General features: G+C 63.3%; 15 protein-coding genes. 7 read left to right on the top strand and 8 right to left on the bottom strand.

The genetic code is table 11. The annotated features are described in order from the left end of the window. Nucleotides 1-37: 37 nt before the first annotated feature. On the top strand, nucleotides 38-1,000 hold the full coding sequence (locus ACGLWX_RS06960; protein WP_396238466.1) for an alpha/beta hydrolase fold domain-containing protein: 963 nt from the start codon (nucleotides 38-40) through the stop codon (nucleotides 998-1,000). Here ACGLWX_RS06960 and ACGLWX_RS06965 read toward each other — a convergent pair. Genes ACGLWX_RS06965 through ACGLWX_RS06980 form a run of 4 tightly spaced genes read right to left on the bottom strand, consistent with a single transcriptional unit; the run spans nucleotide 985 to nucleotide 7,479 of the window. Beyond that, nucleotides 985-1,704: a response regulator gene (locus ACGLWX_RS06965; RefSeq protein ID WP_396238468.1), complete on the bottom strand. Its 720-nt coding sequence runs from the start codon at nucleotides 1,702-1,704 to the stop codon at nucleotides 985-987. The genes ACGLWX_RS06960 and ACGLWX_RS06965 overlap by 16 nt on opposite strands. 38 nt (nucleotides 1,705-1,742) lie before the next feature. Beyond that, the gene (locus ACGLWX_RS06970) at nucleotides 1,743-3,164 is read right to left on the bottom strand and encodes an ATP-binding protein (protein ID WP_396238470.1); all 1,422 of its coding nucleotides are present in this window, start codon (nucleotides 3,162-3,164) and stop codon (nucleotides 1,743-1,745) included. Further along, the gene (locus tag ACGLWX_RS06975) at nucleotides 3,161-6,274 is read right to left on the bottom strand and encodes an efflux RND transporter permease subunit (RefSeq protein WP_396238472.1); all 3,114 of its coding nucleotides are present in this window, start codon (nucleotides 6,272-6,274) and stop codon (nucleotides 3,161-3,163) included. The genes ACGLWX_RS06970 and ACGLWX_RS06975 overlap by 4 nt, the downstream gene beginning before the upstream one ends. After that, nucleotides 6,271-7,479 carry an efflux RND transporter periplasmic adaptor subunit gene (locus ACGLWX_RS06980; protein ID WP_396238474.1) on the bottom strand — a complete coding sequence of 403 codons (1,209 nt, stop codon included), beginning with the start codon at nucleotides 7,477-7,479 and terminating at the stop codon, nucleotides 6,271-6,273. The genes ACGLWX_RS06975 and ACGLWX_RS06980 overlap by 4 nt, the downstream gene beginning before the upstream one ends. A gap of 214 nt (nucleotides 7,480-7,693) precedes the next feature. Here ACGLWX_RS06980 and ACGLWX_RS06985 point away from each other — a divergent pair, with 214 nt between their 5' ends. After that, entirely contained in the window at nucleotides 7,694-8,299 is a 606-nt protein-coding gene (locus ACGLWX_RS06985) for a TetR family transcriptional regulator C-terminal domain-containing protein (protein WP_396238476.1), read from the top strand. Here the strand turns inward: ACGLWX_RS06985 and fabF are convergent. Further along, nucleotides 8,296-9,573, bottom strand: coding sequence for a beta-ketoacyl-ACP synthase II (gene fabF, locus ACGLWX_RS06990; protein WP_396238478.1), 1,278 nt, complete (start codon nucleotides 9,571-9,573; stop codon nucleotides 8,296-8,298). The genes ACGLWX_RS06985 and fabF overlap by 4 nt on opposite strands. Nucleotides 9,574-9,661: 88 nt before the next feature. Between fabF and ACGLWX_RS06995 the strand changes: the two genes are divergently transcribed. After that, nucleotides 9,662-10,315: a TetR/AcrR family transcriptional regulator gene (locus tag ACGLWX_RS06995; protein ID WP_396238480.1), complete on the top strand. Its 654-nt coding sequence runs from the start codon at nucleotides 9,662-9,664 to the stop codon at nucleotides 10,313-10,315. A 43-nt stretch (nucleotides 10,316-10,358) separates the two neighbouring features. On the opposite strand, the gene ACGLWX_RS07000 is transcribed toward ACGLWX_RS06995, so the two are convergent. After that, nucleotides 10,359-11,213, bottom strand: coding sequence for an SDR family oxidoreductase (locus tag ACGLWX_RS07000; RefSeq protein WP_396238482.1), 855 nt, complete (start codon nucleotides 11,211-11,213; stop codon nucleotides 10,359-10,361). A 513-nt stretch (nucleotides 11,214-11,726) separates the two neighbouring features. Between ACGLWX_RS07000 and ACGLWX_RS07005 the strand changes: the two genes are divergently transcribed. Genes ACGLWX_RS07005 through ACGLWX_RS07015 form a run of 3 tightly spaced genes read left to right on the top strand, consistent with a single transcriptional unit; the run spans nucleotide 11,727 to nucleotide 14,370 of the window. Continuing rightward, entirely contained in the window at nucleotides 11,727-12,644 is a 918-nt protein-coding gene (locus ACGLWX_RS07005; RefSeq protein WP_396238484.1) for a hypothetical protein, read from the top strand. Nucleotides 12,645-12,694: 50 nt separating this feature from the next. Continuing rightward, the gene (locus ACGLWX_RS07010) at nucleotides 12,695-13,132 is read left to right on the top strand and encodes a phage holin family protein (RefSeq protein ID WP_396238486.1); all 438 of its coding nucleotides are present in this window, start codon (nucleotides 12,695-12,697) and stop codon (nucleotides 13,130-13,132) included. Beyond that, nucleotides 13,129-14,370 carry a DUF3618 domain-containing protein gene (locus ACGLWX_RS07015; protein WP_396238488.1) on the top strand — a complete coding sequence of 414 codons (1,242 nt, stop codon included), beginning with the start codon at nucleotides 13,129-13,131 and terminating at the stop codon, nucleotides 14,368-14,370. The genes ACGLWX_RS07010 and ACGLWX_RS07015 overlap by 4 nt, the downstream gene beginning before the upstream one ends. Before the next feature lie 77 nt (nucleotides 14,371-14,447). On the opposite strand, the gene xseA is transcribed toward ACGLWX_RS07015, so the two are convergent. After that, complete coding sequence (gene xseA, locus ACGLWX_RS07020; RefSeq protein WP_396238490.1) at nucleotides 14,448-15,791, bottom strand: exodeoxyribonuclease VII large subunit; 1,344 nt, start codon at nucleotides 15,789-15,791, stop codon at nucleotides 14,448-14,450. Nucleotides 15,792-15,899: 108 nt separating this feature from the next. Here xseA and ACGLWX_RS07025 point away from each other — a divergent pair, with 108 nt between their 5' ends. Next, the gene (locus ACGLWX_RS07025; RefSeq protein WP_396238492.1) at nucleotides 15,900-16,409 is read left to right on the top strand and encodes an opioid growth factor receptor-related protein; all 510 of its coding nucleotides are present in this window, start codon (nucleotides 15,900-15,902) and stop codon (nucleotides 16,407-16,409) included. A gap of 18 nt (nucleotides 16,410-16,427) precedes the next feature. Here ACGLWX_RS07025 and ACGLWX_RS07030 read toward each other — a convergent pair whose 3' ends face one another. Beyond that, nucleotides 16,428-17,180 (bottom strand): hypothetical protein, encoded by a 753-nt coding sequence (locus tag ACGLWX_RS07030; protein ID WP_396238494.1) that lies wholly within the window; start codon nucleotides 17,178-17,180, stop codon nucleotides 16,428-16,430. Nucleotides 17,181-17,189: the final 9 nt, after the last annotated feature.

Here is a 17,189-nt window from a genome sequence, read left to right on the forward strand (position 1 = left end):
TCTCATACGCTAAGCACCCGGATAAAAGGAGTTATCGATGCACGCTTTTCGTGTGATTCGCCGCTCGCTAGGCGCAGGCAGCCTGGCGCTGCTGCTCGGCGGCTGCGGCGCGACCCATCTTTCCACCAGCGGCGAAACCGCCATTGCCCAGTCTGCCATCTCCCAAACCCCGCGTGCGCCCTCGGTACGCTCGACCTCGCCAAGTGTCGAGCGCTATACGCCGCCAGGCTGGCCCGAGCCGCTCACGGCCCGCGTGCGCCTGCCCGACACCCCCAACGCGGGCCTGCGCCCGGCGGCGTTGATCGTGCACGGCGGCGGCTGGCGCGGGCGAAGCCCCGCCGATATGGAGAAAATCGCCCGCCAGTTGGCGGGGCAGGGCTATGTGACGTTCAACGTCGAGTACCGCTTTGCGCCGCGCTACCGTTTTCCCGCCCAGCTTCATGACCTTCAGCAGGCGATGCGCTGGATTCACGATAACGCCGAGCGCTTTGGGGTCGATACCGACCGCATCGTCGGCGTGGGCTACTCCTCCGGCGCGCATTTGGTGAGCCTTTTGGCGCTGGCAAGCCAAACCGGGCCGCTGGCCGAGCCCTATGGCGGCGAGCACACCAGGCTTCGCGCCGCGGCGGTCGGGGGGCTTCCGAGCGATCTGTTGAAATTCGATGACGGAGAGCTTGTGATCAACCTGTTCGGCGGCACCCGCGACGAGGTGTTCGACGCCTACGTGCAAGCCTCGCCGATTCGCCAGATCACACCACAGGCGCCGCCGTTTTTCCTCTTCCACGGCAACCGGGACCGGCTAGTGCCGGTGGACCACGCCCGGGATTTCTATCAGGCCCTCGCGGCTCAGGACACGCCCGCCGAGCTCTACCTGCAGCACGGGCGCGGGCACATTGCGGCTTTTCTACTGCGTGGCGGGGCTATTGAAGCGGCGATCGCGTTTCTCAATCGCGAAGTGAATCGCGATGGTGCCGGTTCAAGTGCCTACCCCTCGGGCTGATACTTGTAACCCACGCCGTACACCGAGCGAATGATTTCCTGGTCGGGCAGCGCTTCGGTGATCTTTTTGCGCAGCTTCTTGATATGGCTGTCCACGGTGCGCTCGGACACGATGCGGTTGTCGCGGTACATGTGATCCATCAGCTGCTCGCGGCTGAAAATGCGCCCGGGGGCGTGCATCATCACGCGCAGAAGCTGAAACTCCACCGCGGTCAGGCCCAGGTCCTGACCCTTGGCCCGCGCCACCCAGCCTTCGTCGTCCAGGGTGACTGGCGCCGTCGAGGTGATGGTTTCAGCGGGGGCGGCTTCGGCGGCGCGGCTTCGGCGCAGCACCGCCTTGACCCGGGCCACCACTTCCCGCGGGCTGAACGGCTTGCAGATGTAGTCGTCGGCGCCCATCTCGAGCCCCACCAGTCGGTCCACCTCTTCGACCTTCGCCGTCACCATGATGATGGGCAGTGCCGGCCAGCGCTGGCGGATTTCGCGGCAGAGCGTGGTGCCGTCCATGCCCGGCAGCATCAAATCCAGCAGCACCAGCGCCGGCGTATTCGCGTCGAGCCAGGGGAGCACGTCGTCGCCGTGCTCGATCAGCGTCGGCGCGAAATGGTGACCGGTCAGGTAGTCGGCCATCAGGCGCGCGATCTTCGGCTCATCCTCGACGATGAGAAGGGAGGCGTTGGCGGGATGCGAATCGGTCGATGACATGAGCACTCGAAACTCCAGGGTGAATATCCAACGTGACGCTAGCGCGAAGAGAGCAGCGGAAAGCGCAGCGTCCAGCAAAGCCCGCCCAAAGGCGAGACGCTGGCGGTGAGCGTGGCGTCGTGGGCGCTGGCCAAGGCACTGGCAATCGAAAGCCCCAGACCGCTGCCGCCGCTTGCGCGGCTGCGCGAGCCCTCGACGCGGTAGAGCCGCTCGGTCAGCCGGGCTAACTCGCTTTCCGGTACGCCCGGGGCGCTATCTTGCCATATCACCACGGCCTGATGGGCCTCGACGCTCAAACGCACGTCGAGCGTGCCCGGGGCCACGGTGTAGGCGCAGCTGTTATCCAGCAGATTGCTCCAGAGCTGGCGCAGGCGCTGCGGGTCGCCCAGCACCGTGACGTTCGGGGCGATGTCGGCGGTCAGGGTCAAGCCGCTGTCCGCCAGCCAGCGGTCGGCATCCGACAGCCGGCCCAACAGGCTGTCGCTAAGGTCCATCGGCGACAGGTGAATGTCGAGCGCGCCGGCGTCGCTTTGCGATAGCAGGCGAAGATCCGCCACCAGCCGCTCGAGCTGGTCGACCTCCTGGGCGAGCGACCCCAAATTCTCCTGGTTGAGCGCTCGCACGCCGTCCTGCATCGCCTCGATCTCGCCGCGCAGCACGGCAAGCGGCGTTCGAAGCTCGTGGGCGGTATCCGATACCCAGCGCGCCCGGGCGCTGCGGCTCGCATCCAGCGTTTCGGCCAACAGGTTGAAGTCCTGGGCAAGCCGCGAGAGCTCGTCGCGGCCACGGGCGCGCAGGCGAATGTGGTAGTCGCCTTCGGTGAGCCGGCGAGTGGCCCCGGCCAGCGCCCGGGTGCGCCCGCCGAGCCACCAGGAGAGCCCGCCGGCCAGCAGTAGAGAGGCCAACACCAACGACAAAACGATAATGGAGAGATTGCGCTGCTGGCGCTCCAGAAAGCGGCTCTCCATATGCTCCATTACCTGCTGGGGCGACCGAAAGCCCAGCTCGCCGATACTCACGCGCTCGCCGCCGGAGGCGCTTTCGCTGTAAAGCGTCAGCCAGTGCCAGTCGCCTGGCTCACCCAGCGGGCGTGGGCGCACCACGAAGCGGCCTTGGGTGTCGCGCAGCGCGAAGTCCCGCGCCTCGCCCAAGGGGGAGGCGCGCTCTTCGCGCCCACGCCCGAGTTCGAAGCGCACCACGCGGGGCCAGCGGTCCGGGGCGCGCTCGAGCCACGCCCAGCTTCGCTGGCTGTTCCAGCGGGTCACCAGGCCGTCGGCCAGAAGCGTCGCTCGGCGCTCCTGGGCCTGGGTCAGGTACTCGAGGAACCCCCGGTCGATACTGTAGGAGACCGCCATGAAGGTGCTGGCGGCGATCGCCACGTTGACACTCAGAATCACCGCGAACAGGCGCCACCCAAGGCGCGATGGGCGCCAGCGTGACAGCGTTTGAAGCCGGGTCATGACGGGTTACCGCTGGGGTCGGGTTGAGGGGTCGGCTGCGGCGGGGCGCTCAGGCGCTCGCGCAGGTTTTCGAGCCCAAGGTACAAACAAGGCACCAGAATGAGCAGAATGGCGGTGGCGAAAATCATCCCGAAGCCCAGCGAAATCGCCATGGGAATCATGAAGCGCGCCTGACGCGAGGTTTCCAGAATCATCGGCGCCAGCCCCAAAAAGGTGGTGAGCGTGGTCATCATGATCGGGCGAAGCCGCCGGGTGGCCGCGGCGACGATCGCCTCGCGCGCCGCCATGCCTTCGCGGCGCTTGCGGTTGGCGTAGTCGATCAGCACCAGCGCGTCGTTGATGACCACTCCAGAGAGCGCCAGCATCCCGAGCAGGCTGATGATCGAGAGCCCAAAGCCCATGACCATGTGGCCCGCCACCGCGCCGACCAAGCCAAAGGGAATGGCGGCCAGCACCAACAGCGGCTGCAGGTAGCTTCTAAACGGGATGGCGAGCAGGGCGTAGAGCGCGGCGAGCATCAGCCACATGGCGGTTCTAAGCGTGGCCAGGTTGTCGGCGGTATCCTGCTGGCGCCCGCCAAGCGTCACTTCGAGCCCCGGCCAGGTGTTGGTCAGTGTGGGGAAGACGTCCTCCTGAAGCGTGGCGAGCACCTGGTTGATGGTCTGGTCGTTGTCGGAGTCGGCGGTCACGGTGATGATGCGCCGCCCGTCGATACGCGTCAGGCTGCTCGAGGCCTGGCTCAGGGTGATGTCCGCCGCCCGCGACAGCGGAATGCTCAGGCCATCGGCGGTGCGCACCGGCAGGCGGTAGAGCTCGTTCAAGCTCGCCCGGTCCTGCTCCGGCAGTCGCACCTCGACGCTCACCTCCTGGCGGCCGATGAACTGCTCGACGGCGGTGGCGCCCTGCAGCGGGCCGCGTAGCGCCTGGGCCAGGTCGCTGCCGGTCAGCCCCAGCGCCCGGCCTTCGGCGGAAAGGCGCATTTCGAGCTGCGGCTTGCCGTCGCCCAGGCCGCTGTCGATATCGGTCAGGCCGTACTCGCCGAGCTGCTCGGCCAGGCGGGTGGCCGCGGCTTCGAGCACCTGGGTGTCCGGGTGGGAAAGGCGCAGGCTGAGCGCGGCGCCGCTGCCCGGCCCGCCCACGTCCGAGGCGAAGCGCACCGACTGCGCGCCCACCAGGTCGCCGCTCACGTCGCGCCAGCGCTCGGCGATGCGCGATGGCGGCCACTGATCGAGACTCTCGCGGGCGATATCCAGCGTCACTTCCAGGCTTTCACCGTCCAGCCGGCTGCGGGTACTGGCGAACGCAAGCGTCGGCTCTTCGGCGCTGAGCGTCTCGGCGGCGTCGATCAGCTGCTGGCCGAGTTCCCGGCTGACGCTGATATTGCTGCCGATCGGCAGAGTCACGGTGGCGCGCACCTGATCCGACTCGACCCGGGGCATCAGCGAAAAGCCGAGCCGCCCGCTCATCGCCCAAGCCAGCGCCACCACTAGCAGCGTAACGCCCAGGCTCACGCTCAGAAGCCGCTGGTTCAGCGCGCGCTGCAAAAACGGCTCGAAGCGGCGGTAGGTAAACGCGTGCAGGCCGCCTTGTAACGTGTGGCGAACGCGCTCCAGCGGGCGCTGCCAGGCCGGGGTCTTGCGCGGCTTGTGGCTGTGGGCCAGGTGTGCCGGCAGGATGAACAGCGCCTCGGCCCAGGAGATCAAAAATACCGTGACCACCACCACCGGCACGGTGGCGAAGATCATTCCCAAAAAGCCCGGCAAAAACAGCAGCGGCATGAACGCCACGATATTGGACAGAATGGCGAAGGTGAGCGGCACCGCGATCTCTTTGGCGCCCTTGACCGCCGCATCGCGCAGCGAGTAGCCCTCTTCGCGGTAGCTGTAGATGTTCTCGCCCACCATGATCGCGTCATCCACCACGATGCCGAGCGCGATGATGAAGGCGAACATCGACATCATGTTCAGCGACACCCCGATCCAGGGCAGAAACAGCATCGCCCCTAAAAACGCGGTGGGAATGCCGAGCGTTACCCAGAACGCCAGGCGCGCCTCGAGAAACAGTGCCATGAGAATCATCACCAGCGCCAGGCCCATCCAGGCGTTCTTGAGCAGAAGCCCCAGGCGGTCCTCGTACACCTCGGAGCTGTCGCGGGCCACGTCCAGATGAATGTTCGGGGGAAGCCCGGCGCGCAGGCGCTCCAACTCGCTCTGCACCGCCCTGGAGACGCTGGTAGGCGTTTGGTTACCCACCTGGAAGACCTCGACGGAAAGCCCGCGCTGGCCGTTATAAAACTCCTCGCGGTCGGTTTCGGCGAAGCCTTCGCGCACTTGGGCGATCTGGCCAAGCTCGACCGGTGCGCCCTGGGCGGTGGTCAGGATCGGCAGGCGCGCGAACTCGGCGGCGCTTTGGCGACGGCCCTGGTAGCGAATCAGCCACTCACCTTCGGCAGTGGTGAGCTGGCCGCTGGCCAGGTCCAGTGCTTCCTCGCCGATGCGCGCGGCCAGCGCCTGGTGGTCGAGCCCGTAACGCTCGATCGCTTCGTCGTCCAGCAGCACTTGGATTTCGCGGTCGCGGTTACCGGAAAGCTCCGCCCGGGAGATGCCGCTATTGGCCTGAAGCTCGGCGCGCACGTTCTCGGCGGCGTCGTGCAGCGCGGCCAGGCTGGCATCGCCATACACCTGCAAACTCACCACGCCGCGGGAGTAACCGGCCAGGCTAAAGCGCGGCGGGTCGGCGGCGTTGGGGAAGGTGGTGATCCCATTCACCGCCTGCTGGATCTCCTGGTAGACGCGCATCACCTCTACACCGTCGATCAGCGTGGCCTGCACCACGCCACTGCTTTCGTTGGCGGTGGCGGTCAGCTCATCGATCCCTTCGACGTTGGACATCGCCGACTCGACCGGTAGCAGCAGACTCTGTTCGATATCTTCCGGCGTGGCGCCGGGGTAGCTGATAGAGACTTGAATGGTTTCGCTTTCAAAGTCGGGAAAGACCTCCTTCTTGATGGCAAGCGAGGCCATCAAACCGCCGACGATGAACAGCGCCATCATCAGGTTCGGCGCGACGCCGTGGTCCACCATCCAGGCAATCGGGCCCTTGCGCGTCATGGCGTGCTCCCCTCATCCGGGCGGGCCGGCGCCTTCGCGGATTGGCGCGGGCGCACCGCTTGGCCAACGCGCGGCTGGGCAAGCCCGGCGGTGACCACGCGCTGACCCGGGCTCAGGCCATCGCTTATCAGCGCCTGCTCTTCGCCGCGGTAGGCAAGCGTCACCGTCGAGTTCTGGAGCCGGTCGTCGTCATCGAGCCACCACACTACGTCGCCCGGGCGCAGCGCCGAGGAGGGCAGGGCGATCAGCGCTTCGCGGGCGGTGGTGTGATAGCGAAGGCGCATGACATCGCCCAGGCGCAGCGCCGGCCCGTTTTGGTCCAGCGCCAGCGGGTCCTCGACGGAGACGAGCAGCTGCGCCTGCAGACCGTTCTCTTCGAGATTCGGTAGAATCGAGGTCAACTCGCCCTCGCGGCTTTCCCCCGCCGGCCAGCTTTGGCTGGTAAGCGTGACGCGATCGCCGGGTTCGAGCCAGGCAAGCGTGTCGCCGGGAAGCGAGGCGCGCACCCAAAACTGCTCGACCCCGACCAGGCTCAGCACCTCGGTGCCTTGGCTTAGAAGGCTGCCGGCACCGAGCGTGCGCTCGGCGACCATTGCCCGCCAAGGCGCGGTGAGCGTGGCGCGTTCCAGATTCAGGGCGGCCTGGTCGCGCAGCACCCGGGCCTGGGTCAGCGCGGCTTCGGCCTGGCGCTTTTGAGGTTCGCGCAGCACCAGCGCACGGCGCTCGGCGGTAAGCTCGCGGCCAAAGCGGGCGTAATCGCCCTCTGCGCGCTGCTGCTCGGCGCGCTCGAGCGCAACGCCGGCTTCGGCGGTGGCCACTTGGGCCTGGGCGTCCTGCAGCGCAAGCTCCAGATCCGCGCGGTCGATATAGGCAAGCGGGGCGCCGGCCTCCACGACCTGACCGGGCACCACGCCTTCGGCGAAGCGCTCGAGCTCGCCGGCCACTCGGCTTGAGATCATGGTCGATTTCTCCGCCTCTACCCGGCCAAAGCCTGAAAGCAGTGGCGCCTGAACGCGGCGCTCGACGCTGATCACATCGACCAGCGGCGGGGCAGCCGGCGGTGGCGGGCGGCGCTCGATACGCGGGGGCTGAGTGAGAATCCACCAGGCCAAGGCCAGGCCTCCGGCCAGAATCAGAAGCGCCACGATGGCGCCCAAACGCACCCGGCCCTGCTGGCGGGCCGACGTTTTATCAAGAAGGGTCATTACCGCACGTCATCCGTTGGCTGGAAGCTAAAAATGCTGGAAGATAAGCGTAGTATGCTAGCATCTACTCCAGTTAAGCAGTGATTAGGCAAGTAATGTGTAAAGAGCGTGCAACCTGACGCATTGATAACCGCACCTGCGCCTAACGACTCGATCCTAATAAATAGACCGGCTTCACGTTGATTGATTGCCTTGACCGACAGGCCTGGACGATATGAAAAACACCTCGACCCGCGACAAATTGATCGATACCGGCGCCGAGCTGATCGCTCAGCACGGTTACAACGCGACCGGCATCAACGCCGTGCTCAATTCCTGTGGGGTACCCAAGGGCTCGTTCTACCACTACTTCTCCAGCAAGGAGGATTTCGGGCTGGCGGTGATCGAGCGCTTCGCCGACGACTACGCCGAGGGGCTGGCAGCCCTTTTGGAAGACGAGAGCCTGGCGCCGCTTGAGCGTTTGCAGCGCTACTTCGCCCGCGGCCGGGACTACATGCAGACCTGCAACCACGAAACCGGCTGTTTGATCGGCAACCTGGGCCAGGAGCTTTCAGGCCAAAGCGACGTCTTTCGTGACGCGCTGAACACGGTTTTCCAGCGCTGGGAACGACACTTCGTGGCCTGCCTCGAGGCCGCTCAAGCCCAAGGCGTAGTGAGCCCCCGGGCCGATGTCCAGGCGCTGGCAAGCTTCATCCTGAGCGGCTGGGAAGGGGCGATTCTACGCGCCAAGACGCTCAAGTCCGTCACGCCCATGGAGCAGTTCGAGTCGATTCTGTTCGAGTACGTACTGATCGACACCCAAGCGCGCCAGAGCGCCTAGGGGCTGGCTGAAAAGTCGGCGCTCACGATCAGCGCGGCGTTGACCCCGCCGAAACCGAACCCGTTGCAGAGCACGTGGCGCGTCTTGTGCGCCGTGGCCGAGGTGACGAAGCTCAGGTCCTCCATCGCCGCGTCGCATTGTGTCAGATTCAAGGTTGGCGGCAGCGTTTGCTCCTTGGCTGCGAGCACCGAGAAGATGCTCTCCACGCCACCCGCCGCTCCCAGCAAATGCCCGGTCGACGCCTTCGTCGCGGTAATGGGAATCGCGCTCAGCGCGTCGCCGAAAACTGCCCTTAGCGATGCGATTTCCGCGCGATCGCCCACCGGGGTCGAGGTGGCGTGGGCGTTGATGTGGTCGATATCGCCTTTCTCCAGTTTCGCCATCTTTAGAGCCGCCTCGATCGCCAGCGCCGCGCCGCTGCCGTCCTCGGGGCCGGCGGTCAGGTGGTGGGCATCGGCGCTGGTGCCGTAACCGCTAATGATCGCCAGGGGCATGGCGCCGCGCGCCGTCGCGTGCTCCAGCGTTTCGATCACTAAAAGCCCCGCGCCTTCGCCCATCACGAAGCCCGAGCGCTGTTGGTCGAAGGGGCGCGAGGCGCTGGCCGGGTTATCCTCCTCGGTGGAAAGCGCCTTCAGCGCGTGAAAGCTCGCCAGCGACAGCGGGTCGATACACGCCTCGGCGCCGCCGACCAGCGCCACGTCAGCTTCGCCACTTCGAATCAGGCGCATGCCGTCGCCAATGGCCTGCAGCCCCGCCGCGCAGGCGGTCACCGGGCAGCCCAGCGGCCCCTGAAAGCCGTAGCGGATCGACAGGTTGCCCGCCGCCAGGTTGGCGAGAAACGCCGGCACCGTGAACGGCGACAGCTTGCGATGGCCGCGCTCGTTAAGCGTTTTTTGCGCCTGAGTAATGGTAGGGAAACCGCCAATGCCCGAGCCCACGATGGTGGCAGTGCGGCGTTTCTGGGCCGGGTCGGTGGGTAGCCAACCGGCTTGGGTCAGTGCCTCGTCGGCGGCGGCCAGCGCGTAGAGGCTGAAAAGATCCAGCTTGCGCCGCTCCTTCGGGTCGGCGATGGCATCGAGGTCCAGCCCGTGGTCCGGATCGTCGGTGAGGCTCTTGACGGTGCCTGCGACCTTGATGGGAAAGCCGTCGGTCGAGAAGCGCTCGATGGCATCGATGCCGGAGTGGCCTTCGAGCAGCCGTTGCCAGTTCGTATTGACGCCGCTGCCCAGAGGACTGACCATACCCATGCCGGTGATAACAATAGGTGATTGCATAGCGGTTCCTGAGTGGTTGATTTGGCCACCCTAGCAAGCAGCACCATATGATCAAGATAATATGACGCGCAGGTTTATCGAGGCCGCGATGCCCACGTTCAAAAGTCAAAAGCTCAAAAATCAGAAGTCGAAAACCCGAGAGCGAATTCTGGCCAGTGCGACGGAGCTTTTCAGCCGCAACGGTTTTCAGAAAGTCTCCATCGGCCAGATCATGAAGCTGGCCAGGATGACCCACGGTGCGTTCTACGCGCACTTTGCCTCCAAGGAAGCGCTGTATCACGAATCAGTTCGCCAGACGCTGGAAGAGAGCCGCGCCGCAAGGCTGGTGAAGGGGCCGCTGTCGCTGCAGCACCTCACCGAGTTGGTGAACAACTACTGCCATCTGCAGGAGCTGGAAACCCGGCAAAAGCCAGGTTTCGAGGCGGTGCTGTTCAACGAGATCGGCAGCGAGAAAGCCGAGATTCGCACGCTGTTCGAAGCCTCTTACCTGCGCATGAAAAAAATGCTCGAGATGCGCCTGCGCGCGCTTGGCAAGCTCAAGCAGCTGCCGCTGGCCGATGATCGCCAGGCCATTGCGAACACCTCGCGCGTCATTCTCGCCTCGCTCATCGGCGCGGTGGCCGTGGCCAAGAGCCTGCCCGACGAAGCCGAACGCAAGGCGATGCTCGTGGCCACCCAGCGCCATATCCTGCAGCTGCTGGGCGTCAGCGACGTCGAAGCCCAGCGAATGACCATGGCATGAAAAAGGCGGCCCGCAGGCCGCCTTGTGCGTTCAATACACCGCATCAGGTGTTCAGAATCACGCCGCCGTTCAGGTGGATGGTTTGCCCGCTCATGTAGGAAGAGTCTTCGCTTGCCAGATACACGTAGGCGGGGCCCATTTCGCTGGGCTGGCCGGCGCGCTTCATTGGCACCTGGCCGCCGAAGCTTTCGACCTTCTCTTCACTCATGCTGGCGGGAATCAGCGGGGTCCACACCGGGCCCGGTGCCACGGCATTGACCCGGATGCCGCGCTCCATCAGCGACATGGCCATCGAGCGCATCAGCCCCTGAATGGCGCCCTTGGTCGCGGTGTAGTCGATCAGAGTGTCGTTGCCCTTGAAGGCGTTGATCGACGAGGTTTCGATGATGGTGTCGCCTTCACTCAAGTGCGGCAGGGCCGCTTTGATCATATAGAAGTGGCTGAAGATGTTGGTCTGGAAAGTGCGCAAAAGCTGGTCGTCGGGAATATCGGTGATGTCGTCCCAGTCGTACTGCTCGGCGGCGTTATTGATCAGCACGTTGAGCTTGCCGTACTCATCAAGGGTCTTTTGAATGACCTCGCGGCAAAAGACCGGCTGGGCCACGTCGCCCTTGAGCACCAGGCAGCGCCGGCCTTCGGCTTCCACCAGGCGCTTGGTCTCTTCGGCGTCTTCATCCTCTTCCAGATGCACGATCACGCTGTCGGCGCCTTCGCGGGCGAAGTGCACCGCCACGGCGCGGCCGATGCCGCTATCGCCGCCGGTGATGATCGCCACCTTGTCCTTGAGCTTATCGGAGCCGCGATAGCTTTCGCGGATGTACTCCGGCGCCGGGTGCATGGCGTGTTCGTCGCCGGGCTGTTTGTCCTGATGCTGCGGGGGTTGTTTCTGTTCGCTCATGTTGAATCCCTCCTTCGTAACCGTTTCGACGCGGTGTGTAGCGATGGCCGACCCCGTCCTGGGTCGCGCCATCGTTTACCTTAGTCGAACGTTACGAAAGGGCCAAGCCGGCCCGCTTTTCCGTCCCGCTTGAAGGAATTTTTACTTAACCCTTTTTTTAGAAAAGAGCGGTCTACTTGTTTTCAAGCAAATGCCTGGGTTTTTAATAAGTTAGTTAAAGTAGCTTTTTAATAATAACTAGCATGATGTTTATTGAAGTTTATACTTTTATTAAGCGCATGATATATCGGCGTTTTTATTTTTTATAAATAAACTATAAAAGTTTTTATTAAAAGACTTGTTTTAAAATTGACAGTTATTAACCCCCCGCTATAGTTCATAAGTGATCTGCGAGGAGTTTTAAAAGAAAAAGTTAACCCATGTTATAAAAAGGATGGCGTTTTTTAAACGCTAAAAGTTCATTTTGTTCACTACCCCGGCTGCAAAGAATGCAGCGCATGGAGGATGCAATTAATGAGCGATCAAGGAAAGTATTCCCACCCCGATGCCAGCGGCGCGAAAAGCGCTGACACCTCTCATCAACACGATACCCTCGATACCGAACGGCTCAAAAGCCAGGGCAAAGAGGCTGCCCATGATCTGGGCGACGCGGCCCAACACCAGGCCGAGCACTTCTACGAGCAGCAGCGCGAACTCATCGCCAAACAGGCCGGCCGGTTTACCAGCGTCATGAACAAGGCGGCCGACGAGTTCGAAAGCCAGCACCAGCCGTTTTTCTCGCAGCAGGCGCGCAAGGCGGCAGAGCTTGCCGACGACTTCTCGAACCAGTTTCGCGATAAGGACCTCAAGCGCGTTTTCCACGACGTTCAGGGCTACAGTCGGCGCGAACCGGCAGTGTTTATCGGCGGGGCCATCGCGGCGGGCTTTTTAGTTGCCCGCTTTCTGCGAAGCTCGCAGCATCACGATTCCCAACGGAGCGGCTCTCAAGGCTATGGTTCTCAAGGCTATGGTTCTCAAGGCTATGGTTCTAAAGGCTATGGTTCTCAAGGCTATGGCTCTCAGGGCTACGGCTCTCAAGGCTATGGTTCGCAAGCATATGACGCCAGACGCCAGAGCCCTCAAGACGACCCCCGCCATTACGGAGCCGAAGGCTACGGCGCGCTGCATCGCGGCTCGTCCTACGGTGGCCCGGACGATTACAGCGAGCGCCATACGGATATGAACGACGCCGGGTCGCGCTTTGCCTCCCAACACCCTTCGTCTCGCCACCCGTCGGCCTTTGATAACGACGGCCCACGGCCGGGCAGCAGCGGCGTCGAGCGCGACCCAAGCGAGCCTTTTAACGCAGGTGAAGCGCGGCCGAGGATCACGCCCCGGCCCGGCGACGACCCGCTGCCCGGCGATCGCGACCCCTACCGCACACCGCGATAGACCTCCACGCGTTTAACGCTCAACGATTGGCCAGTACGAACGAGGCTTATATGGAAACGCAGCGCAATAGCACGACGCAGGGAGCGTCCGTCGGCTCGCTTTTAACGACGTTGACCCGCGAGGTAACCGATCTGGTTCGAGGTGAAGCCGAGCTCGCCAAGGCCGAGGTATCGGAAAAGACTCATCAGGCCCTGACCGGCATCGCCGCAATCGCCGTGGCCGGCGCGGTGATCTTCGCCGGCTTTCTGGTGCTGCTGGCATCGGCGGTCGCCCTGCTCAACGAAATCCTGCCGCCGGACATGACCCCTTGGCTCTCGGCCGCCATCGTCGGCGTCGTGACCGCCGTCATCGGGTTGATCATGCTCAACGTAGGGCTTAACAAGATCAAGGCGCAGCGCCTGACGCCGCAGCGCACGTTGAAGAGTCTTCAGCGGGACAAGGAGCTAGCTCAGGAGCACGAGCATAACGTCAAGGAGGCGTTGAAATGAGCGATCACAAGGATCACCGCACCCCCGAAGAGATCGAAAAGGACATTCAGCACTCCCGCGAGCGGCTCGACTCTACGCTTGGCGAGCTGGAGGAGCGCTTCTCGCCCCAGCGGCTGCTCAACGCCTCCTACGACTACCTTCGCCACGGCGGCGCCAACGAGTTCTTTGCTAACCTGGGGACGACCATCAAGGAGAACCCGGTGCCGTTTCTGGTCACCGGCGCCGGGCTTGGCTGGCTGTTGACCGCCCAGCGCAGCGGCGCTCAGCAGGGTGACCACCGCTACGCCAATTCCGAAGCCTACCCGCACAGCGGCCCCCAAGGGCGCTTCGATTCGCGGATGAACCTCCCGCCGATGTCGGAGTCGTTCTCCAACCCGATGGGCCGCCATAGCGGTGAAAACGTCGATGCCTATACGGGCGGCGCTCGCCCGGCGGGCCTTGAAGGCGATGCACCGTTTGACCGTCCCGAGCGCAGCGCCTTTTCTCATCCGCCGGCGTTCGATGACAGCGACCGCCCGGACACCGGTTTCGATCATGGCGCAGGCATGACCTCGGGCATGAAAGAGCGCGTCGTCGACGGCGCCCGCCACATGGGCCACAGCGCCAGTGACGCTGCCCATCATATAAGCGAGCGGGCTCACCACATGGGAGGCAGTATGCGCGACACGACCTCAGGCTTGTACCGTTCCACCCAGCACGGCATGCACGACGCCGGTCAGTGGGCCAAGGATGCCGGCCGCCACTCGTCCGACTTCATCCAGGAGCACCCGCTGGTGGCCGGGGCGCTGGGGTTTGCCATTGGCGCCGCGCTCGGCGGGCTTCTACCCTCAACACGACGGGAAGACGCTTACATGGGCGAATACCGCGACCGCCTGGTGGGCGAGGCCGCCGAAATGGGCCACCAGCAGGCCGACAAGATGCAGCACTCTCTTCACGAAAGGACCGAGAAGATGAAAAACGACACGGACAAGGATCAGCACCAGAAAGATCAGCACAAAAATGAGCATCAGGAGCACGACACTCGCCACACGCCTAGCGACACCGACAGCGAGCACATGCGCTACTCCGACGAGGCGATGCCGGGGCACAACGCCGCCTCGGGTCTGGGCGGCAACCCGGGCAAGGAGCCCACACCCCACGATAAGGACAAGAGCAAGAAAGAGCACGGCCTGGCCGACTCCGACACGCCCTCCGGCAACACCCAGGGCGATGACACGCTCGAGCCGCCCAAGCGTTAAGCGGGGTGTGAACGCGCGTTAATGTTGATGTAAAAATCAGGAAAAACAAGCTGATAGCGCCCGGCCACCGCCGGGCGCTATTTTTTGTGGCGGCGTTTGACCTCCACGCTCAGGCGGCCTTCCCCCAAACGTAGCGACAGCGTTTGGCCAAGCGCCGTGTCCTCGGCGCGGCGCACGACCTGGCCGGCGCTGTCCTGGGCGATGGCGTAGCCCCGGCCCAGCACGGCCAGCGGGCTCACCGCGTTAAGCTCGCGGGCAACGCTCGAAAGTCTTGCGCGGCGCGCCTCCAGAATGCGCTCCACCGCGCTTTTCAGGCGGCGGTCGAGCTGGGCCAGGCGCGCCTGCTCGGCCTGGTGTAGCCGCGCCATGTCCTGGCTTGCCAGCCGTTTGGTGAGCTGGGCCACGCGACTCTGCTGCTGTCCAAGCGTTTGATTCATGGCGCGCTGCAGGCGCTGGGCGAGTGAATCGACGTGCTGCCGGCGCTGCGCGAGCTGCTCGCCGGGGTGTTTGAGCCGGGCGCGCAGGTGATCCAGCCGTTGGCTTTCACGCTGAAGGCTGGCGCGAACGGCGCGGGTCAGGCGCGCCTCGCTTTGCGCGAGCGCCTGCAAAAGTGCCCGGCCATCCGGCACCAGCCGCTCCGCCGCCGCCGAGGGCGTAGGGGCGCGCACATCGGCGGCGAAGTCGGCAAGCGTAGTATCCACCTCGTGGCCCACGGCGGACATCACCGGCAGGCGCGAGTTGAAAATCGCCCGCGCCAGGTGTTCGTTGTTGAACGCCCAGAGATCTTCCAGACTGCCGCCGCCGCGGGTGATCAGCACGGCGTCACGCGCCGGGTCCAGCCGCGTTTGGCGGTTTAAAAGCGCCAGCGCCGAAATCATCGCCGGTGCCGCGTCCGCGCCCTGCACCGGCACGGGAATGAGCGTCACCTCAGCAAGCGGCCAGCGCGCTTTGAGGACCGCCAGCACATCGCGAATCGCCGCGCCGCTGGCCGAGCTCAGAATCAAAAGCTTGCGCGGCGGGTAGGGCAGGGGGCGGGCGTTGGCAAACACGCCTTCACCGTCGAGCTGCGCTTTTAGCCGCTCGAAGGCCGCCAACAGCTCACCGAGCCCTGCCGCCTGCACCGCCTCGGCGATCAGCTGGTAGTCGCCACGCGGCTCGAACAGCGACACTTTGCCTCTGAGCTTCACCTGGTCGCCGTCGCGCATCGGCGCGGCCACGAACCGCGCGCGCTGGCGAAACAGCGCGCAGCGCACTTGGGCGCGGTCGTCCTTCAGCGTGAAGTAAATATGCCCGGAGGCGGGTTTGGAAACGTTCGAAAGCTCGCCCTCGACCCACACCTCGCCCATGTCGCGCTCGAGCGCCTGTCGCGCTTGCTTATTGAGGTCGCTGACGGAAAGAGCGGTAGGCGGTTGAGCACTCATGAAGGCGTTTTCCAGATCGATTCGGGAATTCATACATCAGGCCACGTAACATAGCGCATTTATTGCCCACCAGCACTTGGGCGGCACCACCGGCTTTCAGGAGACGTCATGGACCATCACGCGACACCGCTGATCGCTTTTTATCGCGGCGAGGCCAGCGACCATAAAGGGCGACAGATCGACGAACTTTGGGGCTTGTCGCCTTTCTGGCTGGAGCACACCCACGACTATATCCAGTGGCTGTTTCCCATTCCCGAGGCAGGGCGTTTCAACAGCTTCGCGCCCACGCTCACCGGCGACGACCGGCAAGCGTTCGCCGACGACGCGACGCTTCGAGCGCGGCAGCAAACGTCGCTGGATGTCATGCTGAGCTTTTTCGGGCTGGAGCGAGAAAACGAGACGATCACGGCCACCCCCAGCCTGAACATGCGCGAGCATATCTGGCTGAAAGCCGGCGGACACAATCACCTGCGCATTTCGCGAATGATTCGCTCACTGGCGTACTGCCACCAGCCGGCACTGGCCGCTAGCCTAAAGGACGGCGTTATTCGCATTGGACAGGAGCAGGGGATTGTTTCGGATGCCTCAATCCGATATTGGCGCGAAGCATCCAAATAGTGATTGCGCTTACAGTATTTATTTACATGCAGCAATGAGAGAAAAACCGTAAAGCCTTACATCTGGGGTGCCTTCTACCAGACAACCTCTTCGACGAGATGTTTTGATGGATTCGTCGAAAGGATAGAAGTAACTGAAATGGTAGCTTGCAGGATCATCCTGATCTACATCGGTATCTAACTGGGATATGATCCTTTCATGTGTGGAAGCACTTAACTCTTCACACTGTTCGGAATTGTTCTTTTGTTTATTGTCGACGTGAAGATACAGGGCAATAGGAAGCTTAACGATTTTCTTTTGAAGCGCCTTACCCAGGCTTTGCTCATCGAGTTCGATAAGTTGATTAACCGCTTTCTGCCATGGTTTAACCAAGCGCTGAGTTGGAGTAGCGTCTTCCTCCCCTGATTGGCGACCGTTCACAGAGGCTCGAATGACTTTCAATTCGACTAGAAAGCTGGTGCGGCGATAATCGAAAATAATATCCACCCGACCTTTGCCACTGGTTTCATCCGTTTGACGGGAAACCTGTACTTCCGTGCCAATATGACCAACCTGATCATCGAAGGCGTCACTTAGTAAGGCCTTGATGAAAGTGCCATAAAGCTCGCGCTCGTTAGGGATGCGCGTGTTACTAATGAATTGACGTGTCTCAGGGGTATCGAGAGCCTGTCCCAGCGCATTGCAAAGCGACAACATCATGTCGCGCGACACGCGAGCCCCTTTGACTTTGTCCGGGTTACTGTAATAAAGCTTTCCTGCCGCTTCCGCCATTTTTTTTGC

Source organism: Halomonas sp. HMF6819 (assembly GCF_044335525.1).
Lineage (GTDB): Bacteria > Pseudomonadota > Gammaproteobacteria > Pseudomonadales > Halomonadaceae > Vreelandella.

Excerpts from the sequence above, each read along its gene's own strand:
- ACGLWX_RS07025 (WP_396238492.1), top strand. The coding sequence starts at position 15,900 with ATGGACCATCACGCGACACCGCTGATCGCTTTTTATCGCGGCGAGGCC.
- ACGLWX_RS06970 (WP_396238470.1), bottom strand. The coding sequence starts at position 3,164 with ATGACCCGGCTTCAAACGCTGTCACGCTGGCGCCCATCGCGCCTTGGG.
- ACGLWX_RS07010 (WP_396238486.1), top strand. The coding sequence starts at position 12,695 with ATGGAAACGCAGCGCAATAGCACGACGCAGGGAGCGTCCGTCGGCTCG.
- xseA (WP_396238490.1), bottom strand. The coding sequence starts at position 15,791 with ATGAGTGCTCAACCGCCTACCGCTCTTTCCGTCAGCGACCTCAATAAG.
- ACGLWX_RS06995 (WP_396238480.1), top strand. The coding sequence starts at position 9,662 with ATGCCCACGTTCAAAAGTCAAAAGCTCAAAAATCAGAAGTCGAAAACC.
- ACGLWX_RS07030 (WP_396238494.1), bottom strand. The coding sequence starts at position 17,180 with ATGGCGGAAGCGGCAGGAAAGCTTTATTACAGTAACCCGGACAAAGTC.
- ACGLWX_RS06975 (WP_396238472.1), bottom strand. The coding sequence starts at position 6,274 with ATGACGCGCAAGGGCCCGATTGCCTGGATGGTGGACCACGGCGTCGCG.
- ACGLWX_RS07005 (WP_396238484.1), top strand. The coding sequence starts at position 11,727 with ATGAGCGATCAAGGAAAGTATTCCCACCCCGATGCCAGCGGCGCGAAA.
- ACGLWX_RS06965 (WP_396238468.1), bottom strand. The coding sequence starts at position 1,704 with ATGTCATCGACCGATTCGCATCCCGCCAACGCCTCCCTTCTCATCGTC.
- ACGLWX_RS06980 (WP_396238474.1), bottom strand. The coding sequence starts at position 7,479 with ATGACCCTTCTTGATAAAACGTCGGCCCGCCAGCAGGGCCGGGTGCGT.
- ACGLWX_RS06960 (WP_396238466.1), top strand. The coding sequence starts at position 38 with ATGCACGCTTTTCGTGTGATTCGCCGCTCGCTAGGCGCAGGCAGCCTG.
- ACGLWX_RS06985 (WP_396238476.1), top strand. The coding sequence starts at position 7,694 with ATGAAAAACACCTCGACCCGCGACAAATTGATCGATACCGGCGCCGAG.
- fabF (WP_396238478.1), bottom strand. The coding sequence starts at position 9,573 with ATGCAATCACCTATTGTTATCACCGGCATGGGTATGGTCAGTCCTCTG.
- ACGLWX_RS07015 (WP_396238488.1), top strand. The coding sequence starts at position 13,129 with ATGAGCGATCACAAGGATCACCGCACCCCCGAAGAGATCGAAAAGGAC.
- ACGLWX_RS07000 (WP_396238482.1), bottom strand. The coding sequence starts at position 11,213 with ATGAGCGAACAGAAACAACCCCCGCAGCATCAGGACAAACAGCCCGGC.